Origin of the sequence: Kitasatospora sp. NPDC058444 (assembly GCF_042721415.1) — a bacterium.
In the GTDB taxonomy this organism is placed as follows: domain Bacteria; phylum Actinomycetota; class Actinomycetes; order Streptomycetales; family Streptomycetaceae; genus Kitasatospora.
In genome coordinates, this window is record NZ_JBHXLL010000029.1 from 25906 (window position 1) to 45900 (window position 19995).

19 protein-coding genes are annotated in these 19995 nt (G+C 75.4%); 8 read left to right on the forward strand and 11 right to left on the reverse strand.

Annotation, left to right across the window (positions count from 1 at the left end):
- Positions 1-60: 60 nt before the first annotated feature.
- The 4 genes from ACFWP2_RS26515 (at position 61) to cpt (ending at position 4955) form a co-directional block, all read left to right on the forward strand.
- Positions 61-2229: a putative cobaltochelatase gene (locus tag ACFWP2_RS26515; protein WP_380455731.1), complete on the forward strand. Its 2169-nt coding sequence runs from the start codon at positions 61-63 to the stop codon at positions 2227-2229.
- Between the two features lie 6 nt (positions 2230-2235).
- A complete protein-coding gene (cobO, locus tag ACFWP2_RS26520) occupies positions 2236-2841 on the forward strand; it encodes a cob(I)yrinic acid a,c-diamide adenosyltransferase (RefSeq protein WP_380455734.1) in 606 nt (201 codons plus the stop codon).
- A 4-nt stretch (positions 2842-2845) separates the two neighbouring features.
- The gene (locus ACFWP2_RS26525) at positions 2846-4258 is read left to right on the forward strand and encodes a cobyrinate a,c-diamide synthase (protein WP_380455736.1); all 1413 of its coding nucleotides are present in this window, start codon (positions 2846-2848) and stop codon (positions 4256-4258) included.
- Between the two features lie 151 nt (positions 4259-4409).
- Positions 4410-4955, forward strand: a complete 546-nt coding sequence (gene cpt / locus ACFWP2_RS26530; protein WP_380455739.1) for a chloramphenicol phosphotransferase CPT — start codon at positions 4410-4412, stop codon at positions 4953-4955.
- Positions 4956-5060: 105 nt separating this feature from the next.
- On the opposite strand, the gene ACFWP2_RS26535 is transcribed toward cpt, so the two are convergent.
- The gene (locus ACFWP2_RS26535) at positions 5061-5708 is read right to left on the reverse strand and encodes a TetR/AcrR family transcriptional regulator (RefSeq protein WP_380455741.1); all 648 of its coding nucleotides are present in this window, start codon (positions 5706-5708) and stop codon (positions 5061-5063) included.
- A 117-nt stretch (positions 5709-5825) separates the two neighbouring features.
- Here ACFWP2_RS26535 and ACFWP2_RS26540 point away from each other — a divergent pair, with 117 nt between their 5' ends.
- A complete protein-coding gene (locus tag ACFWP2_RS26540) occupies positions 5826-7019 on the forward strand; it encodes an FAD-dependent monooxygenase (RefSeq protein ID WP_380455745.1) in 1194 nt (397 codons plus the stop codon).
- A 27-nt stretch (positions 7020-7046) separates the two neighbouring features.
- Here the strand turns inward: ACFWP2_RS26540 and ACFWP2_RS26545 are convergent, their stop codons facing one another.
- Together ACFWP2_RS26545 and ACFWP2_RS26550 are read right to left on the reverse strand one after the other, a co-directional pair.
- Entirely contained in the window at positions 7047-7403 is a 357-nt protein-coding gene (locus tag ACFWP2_RS26545) for a hypothetical protein (protein WP_380455747.1), read from the reverse strand.
- The gene (locus tag ACFWP2_RS26550; protein ID WP_380455749.1) at positions 7400-7861 is read right to left on the reverse strand and encodes a prevent-host-death family protein; all 462 of its coding nucleotides are present in this window, start codon (positions 7859-7861) and stop codon (positions 7400-7402) included. Before ACFWP2_RS26550 ends, ACFWP2_RS26545 begins: the two co-directional genes overlap by 4 nt.
- A gap of 91 nt (positions 7862-7952) precedes the next feature.
- Between ACFWP2_RS26550 and ACFWP2_RS26555 the strand changes: the two genes are divergently transcribed.
- On the forward strand, positions 7953-8615 hold the full coding sequence (locus ACFWP2_RS26555) for a class I SAM-dependent methyltransferase (RefSeq protein ID WP_380455752.1): 663 nt from the start codon (positions 7953-7955) through the stop codon (positions 8613-8615).
- A 67-nt stretch (positions 8616-8682) separates the two neighbouring features.
- Here the strand turns inward: ACFWP2_RS26555 and ACFWP2_RS26560 are convergent, their stop codons facing one another.
- Together ACFWP2_RS26560 and ACFWP2_RS26565 are read right to left on the reverse strand one after the other, a co-directional pair.
- Complete coding sequence (locus ACFWP2_RS26560; protein ID WP_380455755.1) at positions 8683-9135, reverse strand: hypothetical protein; 453 nt, start codon at positions 9133-9135, stop codon at positions 8683-8685.
- A gap of 97 nt (positions 9136-9232) precedes the next feature.
- Positions 9233-9742: a MarR family winged helix-turn-helix transcriptional regulator gene (locus ACFWP2_RS26565; protein WP_380455757.1), complete on the reverse strand. Its 510-nt coding sequence runs from the start codon at positions 9740-9742 to the stop codon at positions 9233-9235.
- A 153-nt stretch (positions 9743-9895) separates the two neighbouring features.
- On the opposite strand from ACFWP2_RS26565, the gene ACFWP2_RS26570 reads away from it, so the two are divergent.
- Positions 9896-10843 carry an EamA family transporter gene (locus ACFWP2_RS26570; protein WP_380455760.1) on the forward strand — a complete coding sequence of 316 codons (948 nt, stop codon included), beginning with the start codon at positions 9896-9898 and terminating at the stop codon, positions 10841-10843.
- A gap of 553 nt (positions 10844-11396) precedes the next feature.
- Here the strand turns inward: ACFWP2_RS26570 and ACFWP2_RS26575 are convergent.
- The 3 genes from ACFWP2_RS26575 to ACFWP2_RS26585 all read right to left on the reverse strand — a co-directional run bounded on the left by ACFWP2_RS26575 (position 11397) and on the right by ACFWP2_RS26585 (position 14789).
- Positions 11397-12191: a hypothetical protein gene (locus tag ACFWP2_RS26575; RefSeq protein ID WP_380455763.1), complete on the reverse strand. Its 795-nt coding sequence runs from the start codon at positions 12189-12191 to the stop codon at positions 11397-11399.
- Positions 12192-12336: 145 nt separating this feature from the next.
- A complete protein-coding gene (locus ACFWP2_RS26580; RefSeq protein WP_380455765.1) occupies positions 12337-13368 on the reverse strand; it encodes a TolB family protein in 1032 nt (343 codons plus the stop codon).
- Positions 13365-14789, reverse strand: coding sequence for an MFS transporter (locus ACFWP2_RS26585; protein WP_380455767.1), 1425 nt, complete (start codon positions 14787-14789; stop codon positions 13365-13367). Before ACFWP2_RS26585 ends, ACFWP2_RS26580 begins: the two co-directional genes overlap by 4 nt.
- Positions 14790-15205: 416 nt before the next feature.
- Between ACFWP2_RS26585 and cobC the strand changes: the two genes are divergently transcribed.
- Positions 15206-16783 (forward strand): Rv2231c family pyridoxal phosphate-dependent protein CobC, encoded by a 1578-nt coding sequence (cobC, locus tag ACFWP2_RS26590; RefSeq protein ID WP_380455770.1) that lies wholly within the window; start codon positions 15206-15208, stop codon positions 16781-16783.
- Between the two features lie 70 nt (positions 16784-16853).
- On the opposite strand, the gene ACFWP2_RS26595 is transcribed toward cobC, so the two are convergent.
- The 3 genes from ACFWP2_RS26595 to ACFWP2_RS26605 all read right to left on the reverse strand — a co-directional run bounded on the left by ACFWP2_RS26595 (position 16854) and on the right by ACFWP2_RS26605 (position 19836).
- Positions 16854-17921, reverse strand: coding sequence for a cobalamin-independent methionine synthase II family protein (locus ACFWP2_RS26595; RefSeq protein WP_380455773.1), 1068 nt, complete (start codon positions 17919-17921; stop codon positions 16854-16856).
- Between the two features lie 96 nt (positions 17922-18017).
- Positions 18018-18611, reverse strand: coding sequence for a hypothetical protein (locus tag ACFWP2_RS26600; protein WP_380455777.1), 594 nt, complete (start codon positions 18609-18611; stop codon positions 18018-18020).
- A 127-nt stretch (positions 18612-18738) separates the two neighbouring features.
- The gene (locus ACFWP2_RS26605) at positions 18739-19836 is read right to left on the reverse strand and encodes an LLM class flavin-dependent oxidoreductase (RefSeq protein ID WP_380455780.1); all 1098 of its coding nucleotides are present in this window, start codon (positions 19834-19836) and stop codon (positions 18739-18741) included.
- Between the last annotated feature and the right edge of the window lie 159 nt (positions 19837-19995).

Genomic DNA, 19995 nt, shown 5'->3' on the forward strand with positions numbered 1-19995 from the left:
GACGGGATCACCGGGCCGGGCAGGAACGCGGAAGCGGATACGACTGGAGTGGGGTACGGCATGAGTGACGTCCGCTATCCGTTCACCGCGATCGTCGGCATGGCCGACCTGCGGCTCGGGCTGCTGCTGAACGCGGTCTCCCCGGCCGTGGGCGGCGTGCTGGTGCGCGGCGAGAAGGGCACCGCGAAGTCGACCATGGTGCGCGCGCTGGCCGGCCTGCTGCCGTCCATCGCCACCGTGGACGACTGCCGCTTCGCCTGCGACCCGGCCGCACCCGACCCGCAGTGCCCGGACGGGCCGCACGTCTCCCCGTCCGCTTCCGAACGGCCTTCCCAGCTGGTCGAGTTGCCGGTCGGCGTGGCCGAGGACCGAATCGTCGGCTCGCTCGACCTGGAGCGGGCGCTGGCCGAGGGCGTCAAGGCGTACGAGCCCGGACTGCTCGCCAGGGCGCACCGCGGCGTGCTCTACATCGACGAGGTGAACCTGCTCCAGGACCACGTGGTGGACCTGCTGCTGGACGCCGCCGCGATGGGCCGCTCCTACGTCGAGCGCGAGGGCGTGTCGGTGCGCCACGCGGCCCGGTTCCTGCTGGTCGGCACGATGAACCCGGAGGAGGGCGAGCTGCGGCCGCAGCTGCTCGACCGGTTCGGCCTGACCGTCGAGATCGCCGCCACCCGGGACCCGGCCGAGCGCGCCGAGGTGGTCCGCCGCCGGCTCGGCTACGACGCGGACCCGGCCGGCTTCGCCGCGCGGTTCGCCGAGGACGAGCGGACGCTCGCCGAACGCATCGTCGCGGCACGGGAGTTGCTGCCCAAGGTCGAGCTGACGGATGTGGCGCTGCGTCAGATCACCGCCGTGTGCGCCGCGTTCGAGGTGGACGGGCTGCGCGCGGACATCGTGATGGCCCGCACGGCCGTCGCACTGGCGGCCTGGGACGGGCGCACCGAGGTGCTGGAGGAGGACGTCCGCAAGGCCGCGCAGCTGGCGCTGCCGCACCGGCGCCGCCGCAACCCCTTCGACGCGCCGGGGCTGGACGAGGAGCAGCTGGACCGGACGCTGGAGGAGCACGCGCAGCCGGAGGACCCCGAGCCCGAGGACGACGGGCCCGGCCCGGACGGCGACGGCGGACCCCAGGACGGCCCGGACGGGGGACCGGAGGACGACGGCCCGGGGGGCGGCCCCGACGGCGGCGGCGCGCCCGAACCGTCCGACGGCGGCCCCGACGGACCCGCCTCCGAGGCGCCGGCCCCCGAGGCCCCCTCGCCCGAGGGCACCGAGGAGCCCGCGCAGTCGCCCGTACCCGCCCAACACCCCGCCCCCGCACGGGAGTCGGCGCCGGTCGCGGCCGGGGACCCGTACCGGACCCGGCTGTTCACCGTCAAGGGCACCGGGCAGGGCGCCCAGGGCCGCCGCTCCCCCGCCGAGACCACCGGCGGGCACACCATCCGCGCCCGCCGCCCGCAGGGCGCGCTCGCCCGGCTGCACCTCACCGCGACCCTCCAGGCCGCCGCACCGCACCAGGTGGCACGCGGGCGCAGCGGGCGGGCGCTGGTGGTGCACAAGGACGACTTCCGCGAACAGGTGCGCCAGGGACGGGAGTCCAACCTGGTGCTGTTCGTGGTGGACGCCTCCGGGTCGATGGCCGCCCGGCAGCGGATGACCGCCGTCAAGGGCGCGGTGCTGTCGCTGCTGATGGACGCCTACCAGCGCCGCGACAAGATCGGCATGATCACCTTCAGGGGCGCGGGTGCCGAGCTGGCGCTGCCGCCCACCTCCTCGGTGGAGGTCGGCGCGGCCCGGCTGGAGTCGCTGCCCACCGGCGGGCGGACCCCGCTGGCCGCCGGCCTGCTGCGCGCCCACGAGGTGCTGCGGGTGGAGCGGCTGCGCGACCCGAACCGGCGCCCGCTGCTGGTCGTGGTCACCGACGGCCGCGCCACCGGCGGACGGGACGCGCTCGGCCAGTCCCGTCGCGCGGCCGCGCTGTTCGCGGCGCAGGGCACGGCGAGCGTGGTACTGGACTGCGAGTCCGGCCCGGTCCGCCTGGGCCTGGCCCGCACCCTGGCCGGGCTGCTCGGCGGCACCGCCGTCAGCCTGGACGAGCTGCGCGCCGAGGGCGTGGCCTCGCTCGTGCGCCAGAGCCGTTCCGAGAACCGCGGTGCCACGTCGACTGCTTCGATTGCTTCCCCTGCTTCCACTGCTGCGACTGCTCCGATGCGAAAGGCGGCCTGAGCCGACATGCCCAAGGGTGTCCCCGAGAGCGTCCCCGACGACGGCCTGACGACCCGTCAGCGCCGTACCCAGCCGATCACCGCCGTGCACACCGGCCCCGGGAAGGGCAAGTCCACGGCCGCGTTCGGCATGGCGCTGCGGGCCTGGAACCAGGGCTGGTCGGTCGGGGTGTTCCAGTTCGTGAAGTCCGCCAAGTGGAAGGTCGGCGAGGAGAACGCCCTGCGCGTGCTCGGCGCCTCCGGCGAGGGCGGCACCGTCGACTGGCACAAGATGGGCTCCGGCTGGTCCTGGATCCAGCGCTCCGCCGAGCAGGAGATGTCCAGCGAGGAGGCGGCCAAGGAGGGCTGGGAGCAGGTCAAGCGGGACCTCGCGGCCGAGACCTACCGCTTCTACGTGCTGGACGAGTTCACCTACCCGATGCACTGGGGGTGGATCGACCCGGAGGAGGTGGTGGCCGTGCTCAGGGACCGCCCCGGCAGTCAGCACGTCGTCATCACCGGCCGGTACGCGCCCGAGGCGCTGACCGGATTCGCCGACCTGGTCACCGAGATGACCAAGGTCAAGCACCCCATGGACGCCGGCCGCAAGGGCCAGCGCGGTATCGAGTGGTAGACCGTTGAGCACCGGCCCCGTGAACATCCCCCGCCTCGTCGTCGCCGCGCCCTCCTCGGGCGCCGGCAAGACCACCGTCGCCACCGGCCTGATCGCGGCGCTCGCCGCCCGCGGGCTGGCGGTGTCGCCGCACAAGGTCGGCCCCGACTACATCGACCCGGGCTACCACGCGCTCGCCGCCGGGCGCCCGGGCCGCAACCTGGACGCCTTCCTGTGCGGGCCGGAGCGGATCGCCCCGCTGTTCCTGCACGGCGCGGCGGGGGCGGACGTCGCGGTGGTCGAGGGGGTCATGGGCCTGTTCGACGGGGCCTCCGGGCGCGGGGAGCTCGCGTCCACGGCGCACGTCGCCAAGCTGCTGCGGGCGCCGGTGGTGCTGGTGGTGGACGGCTCCTCGCAGTCCCGCTCGGTGGCCGCGCTCGTGCACGGCTTCGCCTCCTGGGACCCCGAGGTCCGGCTCGCCGGGGTGATCCTCAACCGGGTCGCCTCCGACCGGCACGAACAACTCCTGCGCGAGGCCCTGGAGGAGGGCTCCGGCGTCCCGGTGCTGGGCGCGCTGCGCCGCTCCGCCGCGGTCGCCACGCCGTCCCGCCACCTCGGGCTGATCCCGGCGGTGGAGCGCTCGGCGGAGGCCCTCCGGGCGGTCGCCGACATGGGCGAACTGGTCGCCTCCTCGGTCGACTTGGACGCCCTGCTCGAACTCGCCCGGACGGCACCGGACCTGGACGCCGAGCCGTGGGACCCGTCGGTCGAGGTCACCCCGGTGGCCGCGCCGGCGTCCGGCCGGCCGCGGATCGCGCTGGCGGGCGGCGCGGCCTTCTCCTTCTCGTACGCCGAGAACGCCGAACTGCTCGGCGCGGCGGGCGCGGAGGTGGTCCCGTTCGACCCGCTGCACGCCTCGTCGCTGCCCGAGGGAACGGCCGGCCTGGTGATCGGCGGCGGCTTCCCGGAGCTGTACGTCCGCGAGCTGAGCGGCAACGGCCCGCTGCGCGCCGCCATCGCCGCGTTCGCCGCCGCGGGCGGGCCGATCGCCGCCGAGTGCGCCGGACTGCTCTACCTGGGGCGGGAGTTGGACGGCCTGCCGATGTGCGGCGTGCTGGCCACCGACGCCCGGATGACCGAACGGCTCACCCTCGGCTACCGGGACGCGGTCGCCCTGCACGACTCCCCGCTGGCCCCGGCCGGCACCAGGCTGCGCGGCCACGAGTTCCACCGCACGGTCTGCGACCCGGGGGCGGGCGAACTCCCGGCCTGGGGCTGGCACCTGCCGACCGGGCCCCGCACCGAGGGCTTCGCGGGCGGCAACGTGCACGCCTCCTACCTGCACCTGCACTGGGCGGGCGCACCGGCGCTGGCGTCCTCCTTCACGGCCGCGGCGGCGGACTTCGCGGCGGGGGACTTCGGGGCGGGGACGGCGTAGGCGGCGGGGCAGCGGGGCCGGCGTAGGCGGCGGGGCGGCACAGGCGGGAGAAGCGGCAGCGTCTGCACGCGGCACCCGGCTTGGGCTTCCGCGGCGGCCCGCCGGGGACAACGGCGCGACGCCGCGGGCCGTCCCGACCTAGGCTGCGGGCATGCATGTGATCGTCCTCAACGGCGGGTCCAGTTCCGGCAAGTCGAGCATCGCCCGGTGCCTGCAGGAACTGCTGCCGGAGCCCTGGCTCCACCTCGGCGCGGACACCATGGTCGAGGCGCTGCCGCCCTCGCTGCGCAGCGGCGGCGAGGGCATCGGCGGGCTGGAGGACGGGAACGGCACGGTCGAGGTCGGTCCGGCCTTCGCCGCGCTGGACGCCGCCTGGACGATCGGCGTGGCGGCGATGGCCCGGGCCGGGGCCCGGATCGTCGTGGACGAGGTGTTCCTCGGCGGCGGCGCCTCACAGGCCCGGTGGCGGGCGGCACTGGAGGGCCTGGACGTGCTCTGGGTCGGGGTGCGCTGCGCCCCAGCGGTGGCCGCGGAGCGGGAGGCCGCGCGCGGTGACCGGGTGGCCGGGATGGCGGCCGCCCAGGCGGAGGCGGTGCACCAGGGCGTCGCGTACGACCTGGTGGTGGACAGCTCACGGGCATCCGCGGCGGACTGCGCCCGGGCCGTGGCCGCACGGGTGGACGGCCACACGGGGTGAACGGGTGAACGGGAGGGCGGGCGAGTAGGGCCGGTACGCGGACGCGCCGCCCCGCCCGCGTAGGCCCGCGGACGCCTCCTGGGCCACTCGCGGGCTGCTCCCGTGCTACGCCCGGTCGAGCAGCGCGGCGAGGTAGCACGCCACCTCGTCGCGCAGTTCCTCCGGCGCCGGGATGCGCCAGTGCCCGCTGCCCGCCGTCGCGTTGAACAGCACCCCGTCGCACCAGCGGAGCAGGCGGCGGGCGTCGGCCGCCGGGTCGGCCGAACCGCACCGCGCGAGCAGGGCGGCGGCGATGCCGGCGAAGCGCCCGCCCAGACGGTCGTAGACGGCGCGCAGTTCGGGCCGCCGGGTGGCCTCCAGGGCGAGCTCCAGGCGGGCCAGGGTGAGCCGGCGGCCGCTGGTGAGCGCCTGGTAGAGCACCTCGGCGCCGACCCGGACGAGCAGGTCCCGCGCGGCGGCGGAGGCGGCGGAGGCGGCCGGGGTGAAGGCGGAGGCAGCGGCGGGCGAGGCCGTGGCGGGGGCCTCCTCGGTGAGGACGGGCTGGCCCTCGGTCTCCCGTTCGACGATCCGGATGAGCGCGAGTTCGAGCAGGGCGGCCCTGGTCCGGGCGAGGTTGGAGGTCGAGCCGGCGGGCAGGCCGGCCTCCTCGTCCACGGCGCGGTGGGTCAGCCCGCGCAGGCCGCGCTCGGCGATCAGGGTGATGGCGGCGTCGGCGATCAGGGTCGGGCGCGGGGGCGTCATGGGTCCGATCATGGCCTCTCTCCTGGGGCGATCCCAAGTCACTACGGCAGTAGTGCCCGCAGACTACATCTGTAGTACGGTGCTGACAGATGAACACTACGGATGTAGTGCGAGGAGAGGAGCCCTCCCATGGGCAGCCCGCAGGGCAGTCAGCAGGCGATCGTCATCGGCGGCGGCATCGGCGGGCTCACCGCCGCCCTCGCCCTCCACCGGCAGGGCATCCCGGTCCGTGTCCACGAGCGCGCCGACTCCCTCGAACCCGTCGGCGCCGGGCTCGCCCTCGCCCCCAACGCCCTGCGCTCCCTCGACCGGCTCGGCATCGGCGGGCGCCTGCGCGCCCTCGCCACCCCGCACCCCGCCATCGGCCTGCGCCACCCCTCCGGCCGCTGGCTCGCCCGCACCAGCACCTCCGCCTTCGAGGCCTACTTCGGCGACACCATCGCCGCCGTCGCCCGCGCCGACGTCATCGCCGCCCTGGTCGACGCACTCCCGGAGGGCACCGTCCGCACCGGCTCACCCGCCACCCTCGTCACCCCCGGCAGCGCCACCGAACCCGCCGCCGTCCGCACCACCGACGGGGAGGAGACGGCCGACCTGGTCGTCGCCGCCGACGGCATCCACTCCGCGACCCGGGGCCTGCTCTTCCCCGGACACCCCGGCCCCCGCTACAGCGGATTCACCACCTGGCGCACCATCGTCACCCCCGGCCGCCGCCCGGCCGCCGCCGGCGAGGTGTGGGGCCGCGGGCGGCTCGCCGGGATCGTCCCACTCGCCGACGACCGCGTCTACGTGTACGGCGCCGCCCTCGCCCCGGCCGGCGAGCGGGCCGCCGACGGCGACGAACGGGCCGAACTCCTGCGCCGGTTCGGCGACTGGTGCGCCCCCGTCCCGCAGCTCTTCGCCCTGGCCGAGCCCGAACGCGTCCTGCGCCACGACGTCCGGGACCTCGCCGACCCGCTGCCCGCCCACCACCACGGCCGGGTCGCCCTCCTCGGCGACGCCGCCCACGCGATGTGCCCCTTCCAGGGCCAGGGCGCCTGCCAGGCCATCGAGGACGCCGTCGTCCTCGCCTCCCTGCTCACCCCCGGAGCCGACCCGGCCGCCGCCCTGCCCGCCTACACCGCCGCCCGGCTCCCCCGCACCACTGCCGTCGTCGCCGACTCCCGCCGCATCGGCGACCTCGTCGCCCTCCGCTCCCCCGCCGCCACCCTCCTGCGCACCACCGCCCTCACCCTCGCCGGCCTCCTCCCCGCCCGCGCCCTGCTCAGCCGCTCCGCCCGGACGTACGGCTGGCAGCCGCCGACCCTGGACGCGGCGGGCTGAGCGATTCGCGGCGGCCGGGCACCCCGACTACACGTCGGTGTCCTTCGGATGCCGGGGCGATGCATGGACCAGATGGACGGTTCGGGCCGCCTCGTCCACCACGTACCGCACCCGGCCGCCGGCGGTCACCTCGTACTCCCACTGCGGCAGCTCGACGCCCCCGAACACCCGGGTCGCCATGCGCCCCCGGAGGCGGTGCTGGCGGTCGGGGTCCCGCCCCGACAGGGGGCTCGTACGGAGCGCTTCGAAGCAGCGGCGGGCATTGCCGGGCGCTTCGGCGCACAGATCGCCCCAGCCCTTGGCGGCCTCGCTCGTACCGAACCGAAGGCGCCATTCGCCACCCACGGGTGGCGGCGGGACGTCGTCGCCGCGCTTGGAGCTCACGGCTCGACCACCTCGCCGTGGTCATCGCCGGGCAGGGGACGGGTGAGCTCGGCCGCCAGCTCCGGGTCGGCGAGGACTCTGGCGGTGGCGCGCCACTCGGCTATCACTCGGTGCAGACCGGCGTGCACGTCGAGCTCGACCACGTCACGCGTCGCGTCGACGAGGTCGACGACGAACTCGCGGACCTCCGCGGCCGACAGGTGCCTGGTCCACGGGAAGACCGCGGGAAGGGCGAGCAGCACGGCCCGCGCACCCTCGTCACTGGCGATCAGTGCCGCGAACAGACGGGCGGTGACGTCCGCGGTCTCCTCCCGCTGACGGTCGTGGCGCTCGGTGGTGAGGTACAGGTCCTCGCCGTCCCGCCGCGTGACGTGCACACGCTGGGCCCGCTCCACGGTGTCCGCGACACGCTTGGAGTTCTTCGACAGCTCGGAGAACGACACGGTGAGGGTCGACATGGCCCGACTGTAGTTCGGAACACGTTCCGAAGTCCAGGAGTATCGGGCTGCCGGACGGCCGGTGTCGGTGTCAGCTGCGATGATGCGCGGCATGGGTGACTCCGGCCGCCGGGCCATTGCCGAGTACTGGGACGCGGCCGCCGAGGCCTTCGACGAGGAGCCCGACCACGGGCTGCGGGAGGAGCCGGTGCGGGCGGCGTGGGTGCGGCGGGTGCGGGGATGGGTGCCGGGCGGGGCGGCGGACGTGCTGGACGTCGGCTGCGGCACCGGCTCGCTCGCACTGCTGCTCGCGGCGGACGGGCACCGGGTGACGGGGGTGGACCTGGCGCCCCGGATGGTCGCGCGGGCCCGGGCGAAGCTGCTCGCGGCGGGGCTGACGGCGCGCTTCCTGGTGAGCGACGCGGGCGCGCCTCCACTCGGGGACGGAAGCTTCGACGCGCTGCTGTCGCGCCACCTGGTCTGGACGCTCCCCGAGCCCGAGCGGGCGCTGCGCGCCTGGGTGCGACTGCTGCGGCCCGGCGGCCGGCTGGTCCTGATCGAGGGCCGCTGGCGCGAGGCCGGGCAGGCGGCCGCCTCGCCGTACCCGGCCGGGGCGGGGCGACTGCCCTGGGACGGCGGGATCGGGGCCGAGGAACTCGCGGCGGCCGTCCGGCCGTTGGTGTCCGAGCTGCGGGTCGAGCCGCTGGGCGGGGAGGCCGAGCTCTGGGGCGGCCCGGTGGACGACGAGCGGTACGCGCTGGTCGCGCGCCGTTGAGCGCGCCGCCGAGCGCGCCCTTGAACGCCCCCTTGAGCGCGCCGCCGAGCACCCCTCCGGGCGCCCGTCAGGCGTGGTTGCCGAAGGTCCCGTTGAACGGGTCGGACCGGTGGCAGGCGAGGCAGCGCAGCCGGGTGTAGATCGCCACCGCACCCATGAAGACGTCCTCGCGCCCGTCGGCCGGGGACTTGGAGGCGGCCGGCTCCCCACAGTCCAGGCAGACGCGGTGGGGGCGGGCGGCGATGGAGCAGGCGCGGCAGATCAGGTGGGTCGGGTGTTCCGCGTGCACGACGACGGGCTGCGGGCCGCCGTACAGCAGGTGGTCGCACCACGTGCAGGACTCGTCCTGCTGCGAGGCCAGCATCCGGGCGCGGGTCTCCTGCTGCCACTTCGCCGCCTGCTGCAGCGGCACCCTGACCGGCGGCCCCCACCCGGAGGCGGTCAGCCACTTGGCGCCCTCCGCGCCGGCGGCCCGCAGCTGGTCGTCGACGGCGATGTCCCTGGGGGTCTTCTCTTTCATCGGGGCCTCTCCTCCGGTGGGCTTCCGCAGGGATAACGCGGCCGGGACACGGCTGGACACGCCGTCCGCCGTCCCGCCCCGGGGAGCCGACCCTGCTTCAGAGGAGCGGCTCGGTGTCCCCGTGCGCGATGAGCAGCTTGCGCAGCAGGGCGTCGAGCCGGGTGCGCTCGTCCGGGTCGAGGGCGGAGAGGATGCGCTCCTCGTTGTGGACGTGACCGGCCAGCGCGCCGTCGATCAGCTCCTTGCCGGCCGGGGTGAGGCGGACCAGGACGGCGCGGCGGTCGGTCGGGCACGGGTTGCGCTCGACCAGGCCCTTGGCGGACAGCCGGTCGACCCGGTTGGTGATGGCGCCGGAGGTGACCATCGCGGACTTGAGCAGCGCGCGGGCGTTGAGCTCGTACGGCTCGCCGGAGCGGCGCAGGGTGGCCAGCACGTCGAACTCGGAGGAGTCCAGGCCGCAGGCGGTGAAGTACTCGCGCAGGGCGTTGTCGACCCGGACGTTGAGCCGTCGCAGCCGGCCGATCAGGGCCATGGGCCCGGAGTCCAGGTCGGGGCGGGCCCGGGCCCACTGCTCGACGATGTCGTCCACGGTGTCGCGCTGTCGCATGCCCGCCGCCCTCCCGGAGCCGTCTGTTCGAAGCCGTCCGCCCGAAGCCGTCCGTCCATCGCAGATATCTTAACATTCACATACTTGACGTTCTCCGATCCTGGGCGTAGAAAGTATCTCAACGTTCAGATAATCAACGTTCAGGGGGACGTCATGGCCGTCATGGACCGCAAGCGCGCAGGAATCGCCGTCACCGCCGCCCTCGCCCCGGCCGCGTGGGGCACCACCTACCTCGTCACCACCCAGCTGCTGCCCGAGGGCCGCCCGCTGCTGCTCGCCGCCCTCCGCGCGCTCCCGGCCGGACTGCTCCTGCTGCTGATCGGCCGTCGACTTCCCAAGGGGCGCTGGTGGGGGCGCGCGGCCGTACTCGGGATGCTCAACATCGGGCTGTTCTTCCCGCTGATGTTCGTCGGCGCGTACCGCCTTCCCGGCGGCGTCGCCGCCACCATCGGGGCGATCCAGCCGCTGCTCGTCACCGGGTTCTCGATCGGCGTGCTGCGGGTGCGGCCCGGACGGCGGGCGGTGATCGCCGGGCTGGTCGGGGTGGGCGGAGTGGCCCTGCTGGTGCTCAAGAGCGGCGCCCGGCTGGACGGCGTCGGGATCGCCTCGATGGTCGCCGGGATCTCGCTGATGGCCATGGGCACCGTCCTCACCCGCCGCTGGGGCCGTCCCGAGGGCGCCACCCTGCTCGACCTCACCGCCTGGCAGCTCCTGGCCGGCTCGGTCTTCCTCGTGCCGCTCGCCGCCGTGGTCGAGGGCGCCCCGCCCGCCCTGAGCGCCGCCAACCTGGCCGGCTTCGCCTACCTCGGCCTGTTCGGCACCGCGCTCGGCTACTTCCTCTGGTTCCGCGGCATCGAACACCTCGGCGCCGGCCCGGCCTCCTTCCTGGGCCTGATCAACCCGGTCGTCGCCACCCTCGGCGGCCTCATCGTCCTCGGCCAGACCCTCACCCCCTGGCAGCTCCTCGGCCTCCTCCTCGCCCTCGCCGCCATGCTCGTCGGCCAGGCCCCCGCCCGCCGCACCCCGCCCCCGAACCCGACCCCCCAACCGGCCACCGCAGCCACCCCCACCCACACCCCCGAACCAGCCACCGCCCGCTGACCCGGGCCTGCCCGAAGGCCGACACATCCCCCGATACCCGTGCCCCGCCGGTCCGTCCGGACGGGGCGCAGGCGTGTCCGGCGGGGCGGCGAGCCGTGGCGGAGGGGCCGCGCGAACGGCGGAACCCCACCCCCGCCCGCGGTGGAGAGGTCCTGGGACGCAGGTCCGGACGCAGGCGTGTCCGGCGGGGCGGCGAGCCGTGGCGGAGGGGCCGCGCGAACGGCGGAACCCCACCCCCGCCCGCGGTGGAGAGCTCCTGGGACGCAGGTCCGGACGCAGGCGTGTCCGGCGGGGCGGCGAGCCGTGGCGGACGGGCCGCGCGAACGGCCGACTCGCCCGGCTGGGGGGGTCAGCCAGTAGCGCGAACGTAGATGTCGGCGGCGCCGGGCACGCCACCGGGGATGGCGGCGACGCAGATGCCGCGGGCAGTGGGGGCGGGAGAGGTCCCTGGGGCCGGGTGGGGACCCAGGTCCGGGCAAAGACGCGTCCGGCGGGGCGGGGAGCGGTGGCGGATGGCCGCGTGGCTGTCGGAATCCGGCGCCCGGCCGTGGGGTCAGCCGGTGGCGCGGATGTAGATGTCGGCGGCGCCGGGGAGGCCTCCGGGGATGGTGGCGACGTAGATGCGGCGGGCGGTGGGGGCGGGGAGGTCGGTGGGGGTCGGGGTGGGGGTCCAGGTCGGGGTGGGGGGCGGGGTGGTGGGGGCCTCGGCGGCGTCGCGGGTGGGGTCGTCGTCGGGGGCGACCGCTGGGGCCGGGGCGGGGGCGGGGGCTTCGTCCGCAGGGTCGGCAGGGGGCTCGCTGACGTCCGGGGTGGCGGCGGTGGGGTCGGGCTCCGGGGCCGGGGGCTCGGCGGTGGCGGGCGGGTCGGGCGTCGGCGTGGGTGTGGGCGTGGCTGTCGGTGTCGGCGGCGTCGGCGCGGATTCGGGGAGTTCCGGGGCCTCGGCCGGCTCGTCGCCGCCGAGGGCGGCGACGAGGTCGGCCGGGAGCGGGGCGGCCGGGCCGGGCGAGGGGAGGTCGTAGGCGCTGAGGAAGTCGCCGAGGCCGGGGGCCCGTCCGCCGCCGAGGCGGTAGTGCAGGTAGGCGACCGGGGCGCCGTCGAAGGTGTGGGTGTAGACGGCGCCGACCGGGACGTAGAAGCGGCCGACGCCGGGGTGCTGGGAGGGGTGCAGGCCGGCCAGGCGTTCGGCGCGGTCGCGGTCGGTCTCGCGGCCGGTGCTGCCGGCGGTGAGCGCGTTGACGCCGCGCACCACGAGGGCGGCGGCGACGGACACGCAGAGCACCAGCCCGACGGCGACGGTGCGTCGCAGGACCGGGCGGCCGTGCAGCGCGGGCCAGGAATCGGTCACCATGCGCTCGGGTGGAATGCCGTCCACGGTTGTCGTGCTCCCCCGTTCGATCAGAACGCTCGTCGGGACGTCTGATCAGGCAATTCGTTCGAGGCGCCTGATCAGGACGTCACACTCTGCTCGACGTGGGACCGTAGCCGAGAGTTCCTCAGCCCAGGTAGGCGGGGGCGACCGCAGCCCCGGTGACCTGCCGCGCACCGCCCGAACCGTCCGCCGGGACGGTCCACAGGTCGGCGCCGTAGTCGCCGGGCAGGGCGTAGACCAGGGTGCCGTCGCCGGACCAGAGCGCCTGGTCGTCGATGTTGCGCTGTTCGGCGGTGGCGGTCTCGGTCATGGTGGCGAGGTCGAGGACGTACAGCCGCCAGGGGGCGTCGGCGGGCAGGCCGGGGACCCGCTTCTTGTACGCGACGCGGGTGCCGTCCGGGGAGAGCGAGGGGCATTCGACGTTGTCGTGCAGGGTGGTGAGGGTGCGGGCGGCGAGGTCGCCGCGGACGAGGTGGGTCCGGCCGGCACTGGCGAGGGTGGCGTAGAAGGTGGTGTCGTCGGCGAAGGTGACGCCCCAGATGTTGATGTCGTGCGCCTGGTACGGGTGGCCGTCGAGGACGACCGCGAAGTCCTCCAGGTTCTCCCGCAGGTTCCAGTCGCGGACGTCCACGATCGAGGTGCGGGTGGAGAAGTCGCTGCCCGCGTACGAGTCGCCGCTGACGAAGACCGTCCAGGCGGCGAGGTGCCCGGACGGGGAGACCCGGGAACGGGTGGGGATGCCGGCCGCCGGGAAGGCGCGGAGCTCGCGCAGGTGGTCGTCCAGGACGACGGCGCGGTAGGTGTCCTCCAGCGCGCCGTGCTGGGCCTGGAGGCAGATGCCGGTGCCGGCGGCGGCGTGGAAGCGCAGGCACTGGACGCCGGAGGCGGTGCGCGGGCCGTCGGGGCGGTCGGCGGCGACGGCGGTGATCTCGTCCCGGTGCGGGCCCCAGGCCATGTTGCGGAACAACAGCTGTCGTGCGCCGCTCTGCACCTGTAGTGACACGGGGCCGGAGGTGACCGACGGCCCGCCGGGCTGGGCCTGGTCCCGGCGGGCGGTGCGGTCGGAGGCGTGGAGGACGGCGCCGGTGCCGACCGCGCCGAGCAGGACGACGGCGACCAGCAGGATGATCATCCTGGTTCGGTTCTGCAGGTTCATCGGGTCTCCTCCGGGGTCTTCGCGGCGGCGGGGCCGGGCCGTCCGGCGGCAGGGCCGGGCTGCCCCGAGGCGGGGCCGGATTGCCCGGCGGCGGGTCCGGACGGGCGCAGCACCGCCGCCGCGCCGAGCACGCACAGCGCCAGCGCCCCCGCCGACCAGCCCAGCGCCGCCGGGCCGCCGACCAGGCCCCACAGCGCGCCGAACAGCAGCGAGCAGGCGAACCGGGCCAGCGCCTGCCCGGTGCCGACCAGGGCGAGCCCGGCGCCGCGCTGCTCGGCGGGTACGGCGTCGGCGGCCGCGGCGGCGAGCACGCCGTCGGTGGCCGCGTAGAAGGTCCCGTGCAGCACCAGCACGCAGAGCACCGCCGGCAGCCCGCGCAGCGGCGAGAGCAGCAGCCCGTACGCGAGCAGCAGCACCCCGTGCCCGGCGAGGAAGAGCCGGTGGCGGCCGATCCGGTCGGCGAGCGCGCCGAGCGGGACGGCGAGCAGCAGGAAGGCGGCGGCGGTGCCCAGCGGCAGCAGCGGGAAGAGGCCGACGGGCAGGTCCAGTCGGCGCTGGACGAGCAGGTAGAGGAAGGAGTCGCTGACGGTGGTGAGGCCGAGCAGGACGGCGCAGAGCGTGAGCCGGCGCAGCCCCGGCAGCCGCAGCAGGGTGAGGCTGTCGCGCAGCGAGGGGGCTGAAGTCGACAAGTCGTCACCCTGCTGCCGGTTGGGCACGAACAGCAGCAGGATCAGCACACCGAGCGCCGCGACGCACGCGCTGACCGTGAACACCGCGTCGTAGCCGTGCCGTTCGCCGCCGTCCGCGAGCAGCGGGCCGCCCGCCAGCCGCAGCACCAGGAAGGCGGTGAGCGGGCCCAGCAGGGCGCCGGCCGTGTCCATCGCCCGGTGCACCCCGAACGCCCGGCCGCGGTGGGCGGGGTCGGTGGCGAGCGAGATCATCGCGTCCCGGGGGGCGGTGCGCAGGCCCTTTCCGGTGCGGTCGACGGCGATCACGGCACCGATCAGCGGCACCGTGTGGACGAACAGCAGCAGCGGCCGGCACAGGGCGGACAGCCCGTACCCGACGGCCGCCACGGCCTTGTGGCGGGCCGCACCGTCGCGGCCGCGGCGGTCGGAGAGATGGCCGCCGACCAGCCGGACCAGTGCGCTGAACCCGTTCTGGATGCCGTCGAGCAGGCCGAAGCCGAGCGGGGAGAGGCCGAGGCCGGTGAGCAGGTAGAGGGGGAGGACGGCGGTGACCATCTCGGAGGAGACGTCGGTGACCAGGCTGACCGCACCGAGGGCGACGACCGCCCCGGGCACGGCGCCCCGCCGCACCGGGCCGGCGGCCGGCGCCGCGGAGGACGGGCCGGCGGAGGACGGGCCGGCGGAGGACGGGCCGGCGGGGGCCTTCGAGCTGCGCGAGTCCGCGACGTACACGGGCGTCAGTCCCCGAATCCGGTGAGGCCGGTGCGGTCGGTGCGGCCGGTGAGGCCGGCGGCGCCCGCGGAACGCGGCCGGCAAGCGGGGACGGGGGTGCCGCGGTCGGGGGATCCGGGGGTACGCGGTCGTGCGAAGGCCATGAGGTCCTCCGGAGGTCGGGGCTTCCCGGGCGGGGGCGCCGAGAACAGTAGGAGCGCCTCGGTGTCGTGTACCGCACAACGCAGGTGAAGAACAGGCGAACAGCTGCCGTGCCGGGGCCGATCGGGCGGACGGCTCCGCGGACGGCGCGACGGACGGGCCGAGCGCGGGTCGGCGGCCACGGGACCCCGCGTCGGATCTCACACCCGCCGCGATTGACCCGTTCCGGCCGGGCGTGGTGGGATCACCGGAGCTGGGACGAAGGGGTGCGGCACGTGAACGATCCGGTCGCCGGCGCCCCCCGCACCCTGGTGGTCGGGATCGGCGCGAGCAGTGGCGCCGAACGGACCGAGGTGCTGCGGCTGCTGACGGACACCCTCCGGGAGGCCGGTCTGGCGCGCTCCGCGGTGGCCCGGCTGGCCACCGTGGCGGGCAGGGCGGACCACCCGGCGGTGCGCTGGGCGGCCGATCACCTCACCGGAGCACCGGTACCGCTACCCGTGGACGAACACCCGCCCGAGGCGCTGGCGGACGTGTCCGTGCCGAACCCCTCCGCCGCGGTCGGTACGGCCGTCGGCACCGCGAGCGTGGCCGAGGCGGCGGCACTGGCGAGCGCACCGGGTGGCCGGCTCGTGGTCACCAAGCGGAAGTCGGCGCGGGCGACGGTCGCGATCGCCCGGGTGGCGACCGACGACCGCCCGACGCCACCCGACGCGGCGGCCGTTCCCGCCCCCGACAACCGGCACCAGCCTCCGACATCACCCGCGCCGACCAGCACCAGCCGTACGCCCGCAAGGAGACCCCGCGTGACCGCCCCCGAACCCGACCTGCGCCACCACGGCGACGCCGAGGTGCGCGCCGACGGGCTCGGCCTGGTCGACCTCGCCGTCAACGTCCGCACCGGCACTCCCCCGGCCTGGCTGCGCGAGCACCTCGCGGCCACCCTCGGCGACCTCGCCGCCTACCCCGACCAGGGTGCCGCGCGCGCCGCGGTGGCCGCCCGGCACGCCCGCCCGGTCGGGGAGGTGCTGCTCACCTCGGGGGCGGCGGAGGCCTTCGTCCTGCTGGCGCGTGTCCTGACGTCACGTCACATCGTCGTGGTGCACCCGCAGTTCACCGAACCGGAGGCGGCCCTGCGGGACGCCGGACACCAGGTGCACCGGGTGCTGCTCTCCTCCGAGGACGGGTTCCGACTGGGCGCCGTGCCCGAGGAGGCGGACCTGGTCGTCCTCGGCAACCCGACCAATCCGACCTCCGTGCTGCACCCCGCCGGGGCCGTCGCCGCACTGGCCCGGCCGGGGCGCACCCTGGTGGTGGACGAGGCGTTCATGGACACCGTCCCGGGAGAGCGGGAGTCCCTCGCCTCCGTCCGGGACCTGCCCGGCCGGGTCGTCGTGCTGCGCAGCCTCACCAAGACCTGGGGTCTGGCCGGACTGCGGATCGGCTATGTGCTCGGGCCCGCGCCGCTGATCGCCGAACTCGGCGCCGCCCAGCCACTCTGGCCGGTCTCCACCCCGGCGCTGGCCGCCGCCGAGGTGTGCAGCGGCCCGGCGGCGCTCGCCGAGGCCGAGCAGGCCGCAGCCGAACTGGCGCTCTGGCGTGAGCACTTGGTGAAGGGCCTGGCCGCCTTCCCGTCGGTGCGGCTGTACGGCGAGCCGGCCGCTTCCTTCGTCCTGGTCCGGCTCCCGGAGGCGGCGGCCGTCCGGCAGCGGCTGCGCGAGCACGGCTTCGCCGTCCGGCGCGGGGACACCTTCCCGGGACTGGGCGAGGAGTGGCTGCGGATCGCCGTCCGGGACGAGGCCACCACCGACCGCTTCCTCAACGCCCTTGAAGCCGTGCTCGGTTCGGCCTGACCGGCTGGAAAGCCGACCCGCTGGTCAGGCCGACCGGCGGAACAACCGGCCCGCCGGACGCCGCGCGGCGCTACCGGACTCCGAGCACCTCCGCCGCCAGGGCGGTCCCCCGCACCCGGGCCGCGATCTTGGCGAAGGCGGTCTCGCGCGAGGTGGAGACGTCGTCGGCGAACGGCGAGAAGCCGCAGTCGTCGGTGGTGCCGAGCTGGTCGACCGGGATGTACCGGGCCGCGGTCAGCACGCGGTCGCGCACCTCCTCCGGGGTCTCCACCTTGAGGTCGATCGGGTCGGTCACCCCGACGAACACCCGGATGCCGGGGCGAAGTTGCTCCGCGATGACGGCGAGGACGCGGTCGGGGTCGGCCTCGCTCGCCAGCTGCACGTAGAAGTTGCCGACGTTGAGCCGGAAGAGCTTCGGCAGCAGCCCGGCGTAGTCGACGTCCAGGCTGTGGGTGGAGTCCTGGTCCCCGCCCGGGCAGGTGTGCACACCGAGGCGGGCCCGCTCCTCCTCGGTGAACCGGTCGAGCACCCGGTTGTTGAGGGCCACGAAGTCGTCCAGCAGGCCACCTGACGGGTCCAGCTTCAGCGACAACCTTCCCTCGGTGAAGTCGAGTTGGACGACGTGGGCGCCCGCGTCCAGGCAGCCGCGGATGTCGGCCTCGGCCTCGCCGACCAGGTCCTCCAGGAACTCCTCACGCGCGTATCCGTCGATGCCGCCGGCCGGGTAGAGCAGGCTGAGCGCCGAGGGCGCGATGACGGCCTGCTTGACGGGCAGCGAGGTGTGGCGGCGGGCGTCCCGCAGATAGGTCTCGGCACGCACGTGGTACCGGAAGGGGCCGGCGGTCAGCCGCGGCAGCTGCCGGGTGTGCCCGTCGGCGAAGGGGATGACGGCACCGTCCCCGTCGAGGGAGGTCAGTCCGGTGAGGGGGTAGGTGGCGAAGCTCGGCTTGGCCTGCTCGCCGTCCACCAGGACGGGGCAGCCGAGTTCCACCAGCCTGGCCAGGGTGTCGGCGGTGGCCTCGTCCTGCACCTTCTTCAGCTCGTCGTCGGACAGGCGTCCTTCGGCGTGCTCCGCCAGGGCGTTCAGCAGGGTGGCCGGCCGCGGAATGCTGCCGATGGGCTCCGTGAGAATGGTCATGACTGGACGTTAGGAAGGGGGGCGCCCCGAGCACAACGGGGCGCACGGCGCACGCCACCGGGCCATTCACACCCCGCGCGCCCCTCCCTTCTCCTTTCACGCCCCCGGAACAGCGCGCCCCTCCGCCCACTCCCGTAGCCTGGCGAAGTCCTCGGTCAACAGGCCGATCCGGGGGTTGACGTGCAGGGCCAGCGCCGGCCCCGGGTGGTGGGCGGCGATCCACTCGCCGTCCTGCGGGCCGAGTTCGTCGTCCACCCAGACGAACGGGCGCCCGGCAGCCCAGGCGACCACGTCCCTGGTCTTCCAGTGCAGGCCGTCCGGGTCCTGGCCGAACAGGTCGGACCAGCGGATGTACGGGAGTTCGGGCAGGCCGATGTGCGGGCCTATGTGGGTGTTCGCCTCGCCCATCCACCCGGTGGCCCACACCAGTTCGTACGGCAGCGCCAGCAGCTCCTCGCCGTGGGAGGGGTTGAGCCAGACCCGCAGCGGCTTGACCCGGACGGCGGGGGGCTTGGCGTGCCTGGCGCGGGTCGCCTGCCGGGCCTGGACCGCCGCCAGGTGCTCCTGCTTCGCCACCCACCAGGAGGGGCGCAGCCGGTGGGTGTCGTAGCCCTCTGGCCTCCGCTTCGGCGCGGCGAAGGGGTTGAGCGGTCCGTCCACGTCGAGGAGGAGCAGGGGCTGCTGGGTCATACCGTGAATTCTCAGCCCGGCAAGGGCGCTTGACCAGCGATTTGCAGGTCACGATCAGGGCGCCCACACCGGGTGTCACGGTCGGGCGCCGGCAGACGTCACGGACGGCCCCCTCCCGCACCGGCCGTCAGGGGCGGTCCCACAGGTTGCGGGCGGCGAGCAGCGGAAGCACGCCCTCGCCGAACCAGTACGCCTCCTCCAGGTGCGGCATCCCGCTCAGCACGAACTCGTCGATGCCCAGCTCGTGGTACTCGCCGATCAGGTCCGCGACCTCCCGGTGGCTGCCGACCAGCGCCGTCCCGGCGCCGCCGCGCAGCAGCCCGATGCCGGCCCACAGGCCCGGGTACACCTCCAGCCGCTGCGCCGAACCGCCGTGCAGCGCCAGCATCCGCCGCTGCCCCTCCGACTCGCTCTCGGCGAGCGCCCGTTGGGTCTCCCGCACCCTGCGCGGGTCCATCGCGGCGAGCAGCCGCTCGGTCTCCGCCCAGGCCTGTGCGGCGGTGTCCCGGGTGATCACGTGCAGCCGGATGCCGAACCGGACGGTCCGGCCCCGGGCGGCGGCCAGTCCGCGGATCCAGCGGATCTTCTCCCGGACCTGGGCGGGCGGTTCGCCCCAGGTCAGGTAGACGTCCGCGTACCGGGCCGCGACGTCGCCGGCGGCCGGGGAGGAGCCGCCGAAGTACACCGCCGGCACCGGGTCCGGCAGCCGGTTCAGCCGCGCACCCTCGACCCGCAGGTGCGGGCCGTCGTGGTCGACCGTCTCCCCCGCCCAGAGCCGCCGGGTGATGTCCAGGAACTCCCCGGTCCGCGCGTACCGGGCGTCCTTGTCCAGGAAGTCCCCGTAGGCGCGCTGTTCGGCGGACTCCCCGCCGGTCACCACGTTGAGCAACAACCGCCCGCCGGAGTGCCGTTGGTAGGTCGCGGCCATCTGCGCGGCCAGCGTGGGGCTGATCTGCCCGGGGCGGAAGGCGACCAGGTACTTCAGCCGCTCGGTCGTCTGGCTGAGCATCGCGGTGGTCAGCCAGGCGTCCTCGCACCAGGCCCCGGTCGGCGTCAGGACCCCCTCGAAGCCCAACTGCTCGGCACTGCGGGCTATCTGCCCGAGGTAGCCGATGCTCGGCGGCCGGTCCGACCCGGCCGCGCCGGGCGTGGAACCGTGCCCGCCGCCGACGATCAGCCGGCTGTCGCCGTTGGTGGGGAGGAACCAGTGGAAGGTGAGAGCCATGGACGGACACACTCCTGGGGCCGGTACTGCCTGCGGTCGGTTGACGGAACCCACCGACCGCGACACCCGTCCGCCCACACCCGGCCCAGGTCCACGTGCAGACGGCGCACGAGGAGGGGCCGACCCGGAGCAGTCATGGTCCGATTCTCCGCGACGCCC

Coding starts and splice junctions, on each gene's coding strand:
- ACFWP2_RS26575 (WP_380455763.1), bottom strand. CDS start 12,191: ATGGTGACCGATTCCTGGCCCGCGCTGCACGGCCGCCCGGTCCTGCGA.
- ACFWP2_RS26540 (WP_380455745.1), top strand. CDS start 5,826: ATGGGCAGCCCGCAGGGCAGTCAGCAGGCGATCGTCATCGGCGGCGGC.
- ACFWP2_RS26605 (WP_380455780.1), bottom strand. CDS start 19,836: ATGGCTCTCACCTTCCACTGGTTCCTCCCCACCAACGGCGACAGCCGG.
- ACFWP2_RS26595 (WP_380455773.1), bottom strand. CDS start 17,921: ATGACCATTCTCACGGAGCCCATCGGCAGCATTCCGCGGCCGGCCACC.
- ACFWP2_RS26555 (WP_380455752.1), top strand. CDS start 7,953: ATGGGTGACTCCGGCCGCCGGGCCATTGCCGAGTACTGGGACGCGGCC.
- ACFWP2_RS26515 (WP_380455731.1), top strand. CDS start 61: ATGAGTGACGTCCGCTATCCGTTCACCGCGATCGTCGGCATGGCCGAC.
- ACFWP2_RS26600 (WP_380455777.1), bottom strand. CDS start 18,611: ATGACCCAGCAGCCCCTGCTCCTCCTCGACGTGGACGGACCGCTCAAC.
- cpt (WP_380455739.1), top strand. CDS start 4,410: ATGCATGTGATCGTCCTCAACGGCGGGTCCAGTTCCGGCAAGTCGAGC.
- ACFWP2_RS26565 (WP_380455757.1), bottom strand. CDS start 9,742: ATGCGACAGCGCGACACCGTGGACGACATCGTCGAGCAGTGGGCCCGG.
- ACFWP2_RS26570 (WP_380455760.1), top strand. CDS start 9,896: ATGGCCGTCATGGACCGCAAGCGCGCAGGAATCGCCGTCACCGCCGCC.
- ACFWP2_RS26580 (WP_380455765.1), bottom strand. CDS start 13,368: ATGAACCTGCAGAACCGAACCAGGATGATCATCCTGCTGGTCGCCGTC.
- ACFWP2_RS26560 (WP_380455755.1), bottom strand. CDS start 9,135: ATGAAAGAGAAGACCCCCAGGGACATCGCCGTCGACGACCAGCTGCGG.
- ACFWP2_RS26535 (WP_380455741.1), bottom strand. CDS start 5,708: ATGATCGGACCCATGACGCCCCCGCGCCCGACCCTGATCGCCGACGCC.
- ACFWP2_RS26550 (WP_380455749.1), bottom strand. CDS start 7,861: ATGTCGACCCTCACCGTGTCGTTCTCCGAGCTGTCGAAGAACTCCAAG.
- cobO (WP_380455734.1), top strand. CDS start 2,236: ATGCCCAAGGGTGTCCCCGAGAGCGTCCCCGACGACGGCCTGACGACC.